Source organism: Kitasatospora sp. NPDC004240 (genome assembly GCF_053603215.1).
Map to the genome: position 1 here is coordinate 23,269 of NZ_JBSGFD010000026.1, position 12,372 is coordinate 35,640.

A 12,372-nucleotide genomic window follows, 5' to 3' on the forward strand; every position below is an offset into this window, starting at 1 on the left:
TCCTTCGGTCGCCGATGGGGTGGCCGGTGCGGTCGCCGGTACGGTCGGCGGTGCGGTCGCCGGTACGGTCGGCGGTGCGGTCGTGGGGGTCACGGGTGCACCGGTCGGGCCACGGGCCGCCAGTAGGGTCACGGGGTCGGGAGGGCCTCGCCGGTCCGGGCCTCCGCCGGGGCCTCACCCGGGCCGCGCCGCGCGGACGGCGCCCAGCTGACCACCGCCGCGCACAGCGCGAACACGGCCCCGAGCAGGCCGAAGGTGGTGGTCAGGCCCCACCCGCCGAGCAGCGCACCGCCGACCAGCGGCCCGAACGGCTGGACCAGCGTGGACAGGAAGCCCGCCGAACTCTGCACCCGGCCGACCCGGTCCGGCGGGGTGGCGAGCAGCAGGGTGGACAGGAACCCGATGCTGGCCACCGAGGAAAGGCAGATGCACGCACCGCACAACACGCCGATCAGCAGCGGGTGCTGGACCACCGCGAGTACGGCGGCGGTGCCGGCGCAGGCCCAGCAGGTGGCGGCGACCAGCGGGGCGGTCCGGGCCTGCGCCTTCACCTTGGGCGCGAGCAGCGCCCCGGCCAGCGAACCGGCGGCGGTGAACGACACGATGGTGCCGCCGCCGATGCCCGAGCGGCCCCCGTCGGAGGCGACCGCGAGCGCGGCGAAGGTCATCGCGCCGAACGCGAAGTTCATGCCCAGGCCGAAGACCAGCAGCACGGTCCGCAGGTACGGGAACTCCCAGAGGAAGGTCAGCCCGGCGGTCAACTCGCTCCGGCTGAACGGCGATCCGGCCCGCTTGGCGGCGGCCGAGCGGGTCCGCATCAGGGCGACGCAGACCGTGGAGAGCAGCAGGCCGATCCCCTCGGCGACGAAGGGCACGACCGGGTCCCAGGCGAACAGGGCGCCGCCGATCAGCGGCCCGGTCAGCCGGGCGGCCGCGTTCCTGGCCTGTAGCCGGGAGGAGGCGGTGCCCATCAGCTCGGCCGGTACGATCGCACGCAACAGGCCCATGGCGGCGGGCGCGTAGAAACTGTTGATCACCGCTCCGGCGGCCGCGACCAGCAGCACCAGGGCCAGCGGGGCGCTGCCGTTCAGCACCGCGACGACCAGGGCGGCGACCGCCAGCAGACTGCCGACGTCGCACAGGCGCATCAGCCGGCGCCGCTCGATCCGGTCGGCCAGCACGCCGCCGGGCAGCATGGTGACCAGCAGGGCGCCGATCGACACCGTGCCGATCGCGCCGGCCTGCACCGCCGAACCGGTCTGCCGCAGCACGAGCAGCGGCAGGGCGATGGCGGACATCTGGGTGCCCAGGGAGGCGGCCAGACCGCCGATCCAGAGCAGGCGGAAGTCTCGGATGCTACCGAGCGAGGTGGCCGTCAACGGATCCCTCCGGGGGCGCGGGCGCGCTGGTCGGTGTGGTGCTCGTTCACGTGCTGGGGGGTGGCGCGGACGCGCGAACGCGCGCGGGCGGCCCGCGGCCGGGGCGGCACTGCTCCACCGCCCCCGCGCCGGGCCGCCGTCGCCATCGCCGTACGAACCCCGCCGGGCCTACGGAAGGCCGCGGCCGCCCCGCGCGGACCGCACCGGACGGTCAGATCCGGTGAGGTCCGCGGGAGCGGCCGGTCCGGGCCCGCGGGCGCCGGGGCTCCGTCGAGCCTCAGGGCTCAAGGCTCAGGGCTCAAGGCTCAGGGCTCGGGGCTCGGGGCTCGGGGCTCAGGGCTCAGGAGTCGGAGAGGACGACGCTCAGCACGCTGACGCAGCTGCCGTCCAGGTCCTTGACGTGGTTCTTCAGCGCCTGGAGGTCGAGGACCGAGGCGGCGTGGGCCTGCACCTCGGGGGTCTCGGTCTCCTCGTTCTCGTCACCGGCGGCGGGCTTGGTGTTCTCGGCCATGGTGGTCTCCGTCCAGTCGCGGTCGAACGCTCCGACTCCCGGGCCGGTCGGCCCGATCGGGCGGTCCCGGTGCTCCGGAGCGGCCGGCGGGTGCCTGCCGCTGACAACGAAGCTAGGCAGGCCCGCCCCGGAACCGGCACACCACCGGTATGCGACCGGTATCGGCCCAGCCGGGACATGCCGGGACATGTCAGTGACGGTCCTGCGGGCGCGACTCCCGGGGCTGCGGCGGCCGGTGCGAGCGGAGGGGCCCGGGTGAGCGGGCCGCGGTGCTCGACGACCCGCCGTCGAACCGGCCGCCACCTGCGGACATACCGATGCCCGGGCGGAACCGAGGCGCCGTCGAACCGGCCCCGAACCGGCCGGCCACAGGCTGGTCGGGTGAGCTTGCGAGCATGCGCCGTATGACCGCGCGCGGTACAGCCGAGGCCTGTGCGGTGACGTCCGAATGGCCACGCCCGTCCGATCACGCCGTCCGATCACGCCGTCCGATCACGCCCGGAGGAGGCGGTCCGCATGGAGCTCGCCGAACTCATCGGACTGCGGCCCGTTCCGGCGGCCGGACTGCTGGTCACCCTCACCCGGCGCTGCCCGCTCAGCTGCGCGCACTGCTCCACCTCCTCGGACCTGACCGGCGAACAGCTCCCGGCCGGACGGCTCCAAGCCCTGGCCGACTCGTTCACCCCGGACGACCGGCCCGAGGTGATGCTGCTGACCGGCGGCGAACCGTTGCTCCGCCCCGACCTCTGTGCCCGCCTCGCCCGCACCGCCCGCCGCGTCGGCACCCGGACCGCGCTGCTCAGCGGCATGTTCTTCGCCCGCGACGGACGGGTGCCGGACCGCGTGCTCGACGCGGTCACGGCGGTCGACCACTTCTCGGCCAGCCTGGACGCCTTCCACGAACGCGAGGTCCCGCGCGCGGCGGTGTTCCGGACGTTGCACCGGATCCGCCGGGCGGGCGTGGCGGTCAGCTTCCACCTCGCGGGTACCGGCCCCGCGGACCCGTACCTGGCCGAGGTCACCGCCGACATCCGCCGGGAGTTCGCCGACCGGGTGCCGATGCTGGTCAACGAGGTGCGCCCGCTCGGCCGGGCCGCCTCCTGGGCCACCCCCGCCCTGCCCCCGCCGGACGCCTCCCTCGTGCTCCCCTGCACGATGGCCGCCTGGCCGACGGTCGCCTTCGACGGCACCGTCCTCGCCTGCTGCAACCAGCGGACCGTCGACCTCCGACCAGCCCCCGCGCACCTGCGCCTCGGCCACATCGCCGAGGACGGCTGGCCCGAACTCCGCCGCCGGGCCCTCACCTCCCCCGCCCTCCGGATGCTCCGCGCCATCGGGCCCGCCCAGCTGTACCACCGCTTCGGTGATGTCGCCGCACCCGAGGGGTACTGCGCAGGGTGCCGCGCCCTGGGTGACCACCCCGAACTACTGCACGCCGTGGAGCGTACGGGCGGCGGCCCCGCGGGCGCGCTCCTCGAACTGACCGCCACCCGGCAGCAGACCGAGGCCGGCCCGATCGCCCTGATGCGCCGCCACGGCTGCGCCCGGTACGCCGACCTGGTCGCACTGCCCGCCTCGGCACCCGCCGGGCGGCCGCTGTGAACGGCGACGGTCGCGGCGGCATTCACGATTCCGTGAATGCTGCCGATTGCGCGAACGTCGCGGGGAGGGTGAACGGAAGCGATTCCGTGAACGTGAGTGGTTCCATGAACGCCAACCCCACCGTGAACGCTGACAGCTACGTGAACGCCGACCCGATCGTGAACGTCGCCAACCCCGTGAACGCTCACGCCCCCCTCACCGTTTCCCAACGCCTGAACGCCAAGCTCACCCTCGCCGCCCCCGCGCTGCGTGCCGCGACCGTCGCCCTCTGGCAGGCCCCCGAGCCGGCGGCCCGGTACATCGACTACCTCGTGGCGATGCACACGGTGATCCGGGCCTCCGTCCCGCTCCTCCTCACCGCCGCCCACCAATGCGAGGGGCTCGCCGCCGACGGCGATCCGGTGGCAACGCCGCTGGCCCGCTACCTCGCCGGGCATGCCGAGGAGGAACGCGGCCACGACGACTGGCTGCTCGACGACCTGGCCGCCGCCGGGGCCGATCCGACCGCACCGCTCACCCGGGTCCCGCCCGCGGCCGTCGCCGCGCTCGCCGGCGCCCAGTACTACTGGGTGCGCCACCACCACCCGGTGGCGCTGCTCGGCTACCTGGCCGTCCTGGAGGGTCACGCCCCCTCGCCGGGGCTCGCCCCCGCCCTGGCCGCCGCGACCGGCCTGCCGGACGCCGCCTTCCGCACCGTCCGCGACCACGCCCAGCTCGACCAGGGCCACCTGCGGGACCTGTACGCGCTCCTCGACCGCCTCCCGCTGACCGCCGCCCATGAGAGCGCCGTCGCCGTCAGCGCCCTGCACACCACGGCCACGCTGACCCGCCTGTTCACCCGCCTGGCGACCGGCCCGGCAGGCCCGCCGGCCCCCGCCACCCCAGCGACCATGCTCGGCCCGACCGGCCCACCCGGCCCGGCACACCCACCCGGCCCGACCGGCCCGACCGTCCTGACAGGAGGCCCGTGATGTCCGAACCCACGATCCCGCTCGCCCAGTTGCGTGCGGCCGGCTTCGCCCTCGACGCCCTCACCGACGACCAGCTCGACGTCCTGCGGGCGCTGAGCACCGAAGAGCTGGAGCTGCTGCTCGACCTCAAGCACCGGCTGGACGACGCCGGGCCGGAGGTGCAGGCGCACAGCGAGATCGCCGGTGGAGCGCTCTTCTGACCGGACCGAGACGGACGCCGCCCCGAAGGACACCGCCATGCCCTGCCCGATCTGCTCGTCCTGCGCCCAGCCCCTGCCGGCCGAGGCACGGTTCTGCCCGTCCTGCGGCACCCCCAGCGGCCTTTCGCCCGCCCCCCGGCCGGGCGGCAGCGCCACCGTCGCACCCACTCTCGCACCCGCTGCCACATCCCCCGCCACAGCCACCCCGTCCACGCCCGCACCCGTCTACCCACCCGCGTCCCCGCCCGCCGGCGAGGAGCGCAAGCTGGTGACGGTGATCTTCTGCGACCTGGTCGGTTCCACGGCGCTCTCGGGAGCCCTCGACCCGGAGACCCTGCGCGGCGTGACCCTGCGCTACTTCGAGCTGATGCACCGCCAGATCGAGTCCCACGGCGGGACCCTGGAGAAGTTCATCGGCGACGCCGTGATGGCGGTGTTCGGCGTGCCGGTGGTCCGCGAGGACGACGCGCGGCGGGCACTCGCGGCGGCGCTCGCGATGCTGGAGTCGTTGGAGGACCTCAACACCGAGCTCGACGCCGCCCTCGGGGTGCGTCTGGCGGTGCGGATCGGGGTCAACACCGGCCGGGTGGTGGCCGGTTCGGACGCGTCGACCCGGCAGGCGCTGATCTCGGGCGAGACCGTGAACGTCGCCGCACGACTCGAGCAGCACGCCGGCGCCGGGCAGATCCTGATCGGTCCGCAGACGTTGCGCGCGGCCGGCGCGGCCGCGGTGGTCGAGGAGGTCGGGCCGCTGCGACTCAAGGGCAAGGCCGAGCCGGTCACCGCGTACCGGCTGCTCGGCCTGGGCGCGGACGATCCGGAACTGCTGCGCCGCTTCGACCTGCCGTTCGTCGGACGGGGCCGCGAACTCGCCGCGCTGGACGCCGTCCTGGCCCGCGCGGTCGGGGAGCAGGGTGCTCAGCTGCTCACCGTGGGCGGTGAGGCGGGCATCGGAAAGACCCGGCTGGTGCGCCAGTGGCTGGAGCACGGCGGCGGTCGCTCCACCCGACACGGCGCCGGGCGGTGCCGCGCCTACGGGGACCACGCCACCCTCGCCCCGCTCGCCGACGCCGTACGCGCCCTCCTGCCCACACCTCCCACCGCGACCGCCCCCGAGACGGCCGAGGCGCTGGCCCTGCTCACCACCGAGACGGCCGAGGCGCTGGCCCTGCTCACCACCGGGCTGCTCCACGACGGCGCCCCCAACCCGTCCCTGGACGACACCTGCGTCGCCCTGCTCACGGTGCTGCGCCAACTGGCGACCACCGAACGGCCGGTGGTGCTGGTGGTGGACGACTGCCAGTGGGCCGGTGCGCTGCTGCTGGACGTGTTGGACCGGCTGGTCGGCTCGCTCGGTCAGGCGCCGGTGCTGGTGCTCTGCCTCACCCGCCCGGACCGGCCCGCCGTCCGCCCGGGCCGCCGAACGCTGCCGCTGCTCGGTCTCTCCCCGGACGAATCCCTTATGCTGGCCGCCCAGTTGACCGAGCTGAGCGCCCACGGCGCGGACCCGTGCCACGGGGCCGTACCAGCGCGGCTGCTCGACCGCGCGGGCGGCAATCCGCTTCACCTCGAACAGCTGCTGGCCACCTTGGCCGAGGCCGCCGAGGCCGCCGAGGCCGGTTCGCCGGGGCCGGCCGCCGAGGAACTGCCCACCACGGTCCAGGCGTTGCTCGGCGCCCGCATCGACGCGCTGGGCCGTGCCGAGCGCACCACGCTGGACCTGGCCGCCGTGGTGGGCCGCGAGTTCACCGCCGGCGAGCTGGCCGAACTGGCCCGCACCGGCCCCGAGGGCGGGCCCGGAGGCGCCCTCGCCGGGCAGCGCGACCGGGTGCCGACCGCACTCGCCGCCCTCAACCGGCGCCGCCTGATCGAACCCGGCCGTCTGATCGAACCCGACCGCCCCGCCGAACACAGCCACCCGACCGGAGCCGGCCACCCGGCCACCGGCCACCCGGTCGGACCAGGCCGCCCGACCGAACACAGCCGGTCGGGCCGGGCCCGGGCGCCGTTCCGCTTCAGCAGCGGGCTCGTCCAGGAGGTCGCGTACGAGGGCATGTCCAAGCGGGCCAGGTCCGAACGACACGAGCGCGCCGCCGAGTTGCCGGGCGTCCGGGCGAGCGGTGACGGCACGGTCGGCGGCCATCTCGAACGGGCCCATCGGTACCGGGTCGAGCTCGGTCTGCTCGACCGGCACACCGAGGACCTGCGCATCGCCGCCGCGCACGCCCTGGGCCGGGCCGGCGCCCAGGCCCTCGCCCGGGCCGATCTGCCGTGGGCCACCGACCTGTTGGCCCGCGCGGCCGCCCTCCACCGCCCGGGCGAACCGGCCGCGGCGGGGGTGCTCCGACGTCTCGGCGAGGTCCGGATCGCCCTGGGCCGTGCCGCCGAGGGTCGCGCCCTGCTGCGGCAGGTCATCACCACCGCCGCGGAGGCCGACGGCACCGCCGACCCCGTGGACACCGCCCACGCCCACCTCACCCTCGCCGCCCTCGGCCCCGAGCCCACCGAACCCGCCGAGCCCACCACACCCACCCCACCCGCCACCGACAGCGAACCCGACGAGCCCGCCCGCACCGCCCGCGCCGTCCTCCCCGTGTTCGAGGCCGCCGGCGACGACACCGGCCAGGCCCGCGCCTGCCTGCGGCTCGCCCAGCAGCACCAGCTCGCCGGCCGGCACGGTGAGGCCGACCGCCTGCTCACCCGTGCGCTCGCCCACGCCGTACGCGCCGATGCCGAGCCGGAGCGGGCCGCCGCCCTCGGTGCGGTCGCCGTCTCGCTCTGGCGCGGCCCCGAACCGGTCACCGCCGCCACCGCCCGCTGCCGCGCGCTGCTCGCCGAGCACGGCACCGGCCGGCGGGCGGTCCGGGCCACCCTCAACTGCCCGCTGGCCGTCCTGCTCGCCCTGCAGGACCGTCCCCGCGAGGCCGAGGCGCGGCTCGCCGATGCGGGGCGACTGGCCGAGCAGCTCGGGTACGCGGAGGCACTGGTCTTCATGCCGGTCTTCGGCGCCACGGTGGCCGCGCTCGCCGACCGTCCCGAGCACGCGCTCGATCTGCTCGACCGGGCCGCCGAGGCCGGTCACCGGCTCGGCGGCCTGGGCGGCCTCGCGGGCGGGCTGCTCACCGGCATCACCCTGGACGCCTCCCGCCTGCTCCTGGACACCGGCCGGCCCGAACGGGCGGCGCACCGGCTCGCCGTGCTCGGCGGCGCGCCCGCCCTGTCGCCGGCCGACGCGATCGACCTGGACGGTCTGCGGGCCCGGGTGGCCGCCGCCCGGGGCGAGGCGGCACCGGCGTTGCACCACGCCGAACGGGCGGTGCGGGCCGCCTCCCGGACCGACTCACCGCTGCTGCGGGCCACGGCCGCCCTCGACCGGGCGCACGCCCTGCTGCTGCTCGGCCGTTCCGCCGAGGCCGCCACCGAGGCCGCCGTGGCCCGGGCGGGTTTCGCCGCCAAGGGCCACCTGCCCGGGGTCCGCCGCGCCGAACGACTCGCCCCGGCCGACGCGAACGGAGAGGACGCCACCCGATGAGCACCGAGGCCCCGGCCACCGCCCCGCCGTCCCGACCCACCGAACCCGAACCCGCGCTGGCACCCACCCCCGAACCCGAACCCACCCCCGCACCCACCACACCCGAACCATCAGCGGCAACCCCGTCGCCGCCACCCCGCCTGCTCACCTGGAGCCTGCGCGACCGCCGCCCCGGCGACATCACGGTGACCGCCGACGAGCGGCCCGCGCCCGCCCGTACGGGTGCGGTCCCGGAGGGCACCGGCCGGGGGGTGCGGGTCTGCGTGGTCGACTCCGGCGTCGAGCGCGACCACCCGCTGGTCGGCCCGGTGCAGGGCTCCTGGGTGGTGCTCAAGGACCCGGAGACGCGGCGGATCTCCGTCGAGCCGACCGACACCGGTGATTCCTGCGGCCACGGCACCGCCTGCGCGGGCATCGTCCGCCGCACCGCCCCGGACTGCGAGCTGTACAGCGTGCGCGTGCTCGGGGAGCGTTTCTCCGGCACCGGGGACGTCCTGCTGGCGGGGCTGCGCTGGGCGGTGGACCAGGGCTTCGACATCGTCAACCTCAGTCTCTCGACCACCCGTACCCGCTTCGTCGAGGAGCTGCACGCGCTCGCCGACGACGCCTACTTCGGGCGCACCGCCATCGTCGCCTCCGCCCACAACACACCGGTGGAGAGCTTCCCTTGGCGGTTCTCCTCGGTCATCTCGGTCGGCAGCCACCAGGAGGACGACCCGGCGCTGCACCTCTACAACCCGCGGCCGCCGGTGGAGTTCTTCGCACCCGGCCAGAACGTCCGGGTGCCCTGGCTCGGCGGCGCCACCATCCGTACGACCGGCAACAGCTTCGCCACCCCGTACGTGGCCGGGCTCTGCGCGCGGATCCTCTCCCGGCACCCGCGGCTGACGCCCTTCCAGCTGAAGAACGCGCTCTACCTCTCCGCCGCCAACGTCAGGCTCGGCCCCACCCCCGAAGCGTCCGAACACCCGCAAGCCCCGCAAGCCCCCGGCACTCATGAGACCCAGGAAGGCAGGGCCCGATGACCCGTAGAAGCGAGACCGGCACGACCGAAGCCCTGTCCGCACCCGGCGAGCCCGATCCGCTGGCCCGTGAGCTGCTCCAGTCGGTGGTGGACGTCGCCCGCGCGATCTTCGGCGCCCGGGCCAGCTCGGTGTGCCTGCTGGACGAGCAGGCCCACGAGCTGGTGTTCCAGGCGGTGTCGGGCCAGGGCGAGGAGTCGCTGGTGGGCCGGCGGTTCCCGGCGGCGAGCGGCATCGCCGGCTGGGTGGCCTCCTCCGGCGAGCCGATGGTGGTGGACGACCTCACGGCCGACCGCTCCTTCGACCGGGCGTTCGCCGAGTCGACCGCGTACGTGCCGGACGCGCTGATGGCGGCGCCGCTGATCCACGGCACCCGGGTGCTCGGGGTGCTGGAGGTGCTGGACCCGGCCCCGCAGGCCCGTTCCAGCCTGGGCGAGCTGGACCTGCTGGCCATGTTCGCCCGTCAGGCCGCCGCCGCCCTGCGCGTGGTCGCCGACCGTCGCGCTCCGGCCGTCCCGACGGCCGACGCGCTGGGACCGGCCCGGCGCGCCGCCGCCCTCGACCTGATCGCCGACCTGGAGGAGCTACTCCGCGACCGGCCCTGAGCCCTCGGCCGCCGAACCCTCGGCCGCCGAGCCCCCTGCCACCGGGCCGCCCACCGCCGAACCCTCAGCCTCCCGGGCGCCACCCCCCGGGTCAGGCAGCCCCGCCCCGGGCAGCGCCCGCCGCCGGGCGACGTACGTGGTGGGGCTCGTCAGGCGCCCGCACCAGACGTCGATCCGCCACTCGGTGCCGTCCCCGCCCTCCCACCCGGACGCGTTCATCCGGCGCCGGAAGACCTCCCACTCGGCCTCGTCCTGGGTGCTGAACACCACCTCCCAGGGCCCGGCAGCGGTGTCGCGGGCCTTCTGCCGCTCCCACTCCTCCGCCGCCTTGCGCCGGCGCCGGCGCTGCCCCGGCATCAGACGGCCGCCTTCCGGCCGTCCGTCCTTCAGGCCGTCGGGCCGGGTACCAGCCGGGCGAGCGCGCCGGTCTCCAGGGCCGCGTACACGGTGCCGTCGGGGGCGACGGCGATGCCGTGCGGTTCGGAGCCGGGCGTCGGCAGGTCGTACTGCCCGATGCCGCCGCCGGGGGTGAGGGAGCCGATCCGGTTGGCACCCCACTCGGTGAACCAGAGCCGGCCGGCGGCGTCGGCGGTGATGGCGTGCGGGCGCGCGGCGGGGTCCGGCAGCGGGTACTCGGTGACCTCGCCGTCCACCGTGATCCGGCCGATCCGGCCGGCCCCGATCTCGACGAACCAGAGCGCTCCGTCGGCGCCGGCGGTGATCCCGACCGGCGCCGCGCCCTCGGTCGGCAGCGGGTGGACGGTGATCTCGCCGTCGACGGTGATCCGGCCGATCGCGTGGGCCTGGTTGAGGGTGAACCAGAGCGCGCCGTCCGGTCCGGCGGTGATGGTGGAGGGGAACGCACCGTCGACGGGCAGCGGGTACTCGGTGACCTCGCCGTCCACCGTGATCCGGCCGATCCGGCCGGCGTTCAGCTCGGTGAACCAGAGCGCGCCGTCGGGGCCCGCCGTGATGCCGAAGGGGCCGGCGTCCGGGGTCGGCAGCGGGAAGGACACGGCCGTGCCGTCCACGGTGACGCGCCCGATCCGGTGGTCCTTCATCCGGGTGAACCAGAGCGCGCCGTCCGGCCCCGGCACGATCACCGCGGGGCCGCTCGCGGCCTCGTCCAAGGGGAAGGTCGTGACCGTCCCGTCCGCCGCCAGCCGGCCGACGGCCCCACCGTGCACCAGGGTGAACCAGAGCGCGCCCTCCGGGCCGACGGTCAGGCCGTACGGGCCGGCCTTGTCGTCGCTGACGCCGATCTCCTCGATCGTCCGCACGTCGTCGGTCGTCCGCACGTCGTCGGTCTTGCGTCCCTCGTCGGTCATCCGCGGTCTCCCCCCGCTCGGTTCCCGTCAACGTCCCGACGCCGACGACAATGATGATGATCTTGACCGTCCCGACCCTGACACGGAATCAGTTTCCTTGGCAAGCCGGATTCAGCCCCTGCCGTCCGCGGGCCGCCGTTCGTCCTCCCCGGCGCCGCGCAGCACCGAGACCACGCCGACCACGGCCGCGCAGAGCGGCACCGCGAACAGCGCCCCGAGGATGCCCGCGACCCCGGAGCCGGCCACCACGGCGATCATGATGGTCGCCGGGTGGAGCGCCACCGTCCTGCTCTGGATGACCGGTTGCAGGACGTTGCCCTCCACGGCCTGCACGGCCAGCACCACGCCGAGCGTCCAGAGCGCCAGGCCGAGCCCGCCGTCCGCCAGCGCGACCAGCACGGCGACCGTGCCGGAGAGGAAGGCACCGACGAACGGGATGTACGCGCCCATGAAGACCAGCGCACCGAGGCCGGGCGCCCCGGGGACGCCGAGGATCGCCAGGCCGATGGTGATGAAGGTGGCGTCGATCGCCGCGATCACGGTGGTGCCCCGCATGAAGCCGGCCATCGCGTCGAAGGCCCGCTGCCCGCAGGCCATCACGGTCCCGGCGGTACGGGGGGACAGGTGCGCGCGCACGACCTCGCCGGTGCGGTGGCCGTCACGCAGGAAGAAGAACACCAGGGCGAGCGCGAGCACCCCGCCGGTGAGCAGCTGGGTGACGAGGCCGAGTCCGGACAGCACACCGGCGGCGACCGTGGAGACCAGCGAGTCGGTCTCCCCCTGCGTGTTCTCCAGCGCGTGCCGGAGCTTCTCACCGAGCGGGCCGAGCCATTGGGCGATCCGGCTGCCCGAGTCCTCGAGCGCGTCGGCGATCTGCGGGGCGCTGTGCACCAGGGAGTTGACCAGCAGGGTGATCACCCCGCCGACGGCCAGGACCAGCACGGCGCAGGTGAGCCCGGCGGCCGGGCCGCGGCCGACACCGTGGCGGACCATCCACGGCATCACGGGCTGGAGCAGCGAGGTGCCGAGCAGTGCGAGGACCACCGGGATGGTGGCGGCGCGCAGTTCGACGAAGGCGAAGACGACCAGCGAGGCGACGGTGATGAACAGGATGACGGCCACCGACCAGGCCCCGGCGGTCCGGACGACGGGCGGCAGTCCGGTGTAGGGCGGGCGGTCGTCGCGCTCGGGTTCGGCTGCCATACGGACATATCAGCACATG

At 75.5% G+C, this 12,372-nt stretch carries 11 protein-coding genes; 6 read left to right on the plus strand and 5 right to left on the minus strand.

Going from position 1 to position 12,372, the window contains the following annotated elements; translation table 11 throughout:
* Window positions 1–128 precede the first annotated feature (128 nt).
* Together ACWEQL_RS09855 and ACWEQL_RS09860 are read right to left on the minus strand one after the other, a co-directional pair.
* A complete protein-coding gene (locus tag ACWEQL_RS09855) occupies window positions 129–1,379 on the minus strand; it encodes an MFS transporter (RefSeq protein WP_452149685.1) in 1,251 nt (416 codons plus the stop codon).
* Window positions 1,380–1,719: 340 nt separating this feature from the next.
* The gene (locus ACWEQL_RS09860; protein WP_452149686.1) at window positions 1,720–1,890 is read right to left on the minus strand and encodes a hypothetical protein; all 171 of its coding nucleotides are present in this window, start codon (window positions 1,888–1,890) and stop codon (window positions 1,720–1,722) included.
* A 516-nt stretch (window positions 1,891–2,406) separates the two neighbouring features.
* Here ACWEQL_RS09860 and ACWEQL_RS09865 point away from each other — a divergent pair.
* The 6 genes from ACWEQL_RS09865 to ACWEQL_RS09890 all read left to right on the plus strand — a co-directional run bounded on the left by ACWEQL_RS09865 (window position 2,407) and on the right by ACWEQL_RS09890 (window position 9,822).
* The gene (locus ACWEQL_RS09865; RefSeq protein WP_452149687.1) at window positions 2,407–3,492 is read left to right on the plus strand and encodes a radical SAM protein; all 1,086 of its coding nucleotides are present in this window, start codon (window positions 2,407–2,409) and stop codon (window positions 3,490–3,492) included.
* Between the two features lie 176 nt (window positions 3,493–3,668).
* Window positions 3,669–4,463, plus strand: coding sequence for an iron-containing redox enzyme family protein (locus ACWEQL_RS09870; RefSeq protein WP_452149718.1), 795 nt, complete (start codon window positions 3,669–3,671; stop codon window positions 4,461–4,463).
* Window positions 4,463–4,663, plus strand: a complete 201-nt coding sequence (locus ACWEQL_RS09875; RefSeq protein ID WP_452149688.1) for an aroma-sacti cluster domain-containing protein — start codon at window positions 4,463–4,465, stop codon at window positions 4,661–4,663. Before ACWEQL_RS09870 ends, ACWEQL_RS09875 begins: the two co-directional genes overlap by 1 nt.
* A 37-nt stretch (window positions 4,664–4,700) precedes the next feature.
* Entirely contained in the window at window positions 4,701–8,195 is a 3,495-nt protein-coding gene (locus tag ACWEQL_RS09880; protein WP_452149689.1) for an adenylate/guanylate cyclase domain-containing protein, read from the plus strand.
* A complete protein-coding gene (locus ACWEQL_RS09885; RefSeq protein ID WP_452149690.1) occupies window positions 8,192–9,220 on the plus strand; it encodes a S8 family peptidase in 1,029 nt (342 codons plus the stop codon). Before ACWEQL_RS09880 ends, ACWEQL_RS09885 begins: the two co-directional genes overlap by 4 nt.
* Window positions 9,217–9,822: a GAF domain-containing protein gene (locus ACWEQL_RS09890; protein WP_452149691.1), complete on the plus strand. Its 606-nt coding sequence runs from the start codon at window positions 9,217–9,219 to the stop codon at window positions 9,820–9,822. The genes ACWEQL_RS09885 and ACWEQL_RS09890 overlap by 4 nt, the downstream gene beginning before the upstream one ends.
* Here ACWEQL_RS09890 and ACWEQL_RS09895 read toward each other — a convergent pair.
* The 3 genes from ACWEQL_RS09895 to ACWEQL_RS09905 form a co-directional block, all read right to left on the minus strand.
* Window positions 9,802–10,179 (minus strand): hypothetical protein, encoded by a 378-nt coding sequence (locus ACWEQL_RS09895; RefSeq protein ID WP_452149692.1) that lies wholly within the window; start codon window positions 10,177–10,179, stop codon window positions 9,802–9,804. The two genes, ACWEQL_RS09890 and ACWEQL_RS09895, sit on opposite strands and share 21 nt — an antisense overlap.
* A 29-nt stretch (window positions 10,180–10,208) precedes the next feature.
* A complete protein-coding gene (locus ACWEQL_RS09900; protein ID WP_452149693.1) occupies window positions 10,209–11,150 on the minus strand; it encodes a Vgb family protein in 942 nt (313 codons plus the stop codon).
* 111 nt (window positions 11,151–11,261) lie between these two features.
* Window positions 11,262–12,353 (minus strand): AI-2E family transporter, encoded by a 1,092-nt coding sequence (locus tag ACWEQL_RS09905; RefSeq protein WP_452149694.1) that lies wholly within the window; start codon window positions 12,351–12,353, stop codon window positions 11,262–11,264.
* Between the last annotated feature and the right edge of the window lie 19 nt (window positions 12,354–12,372).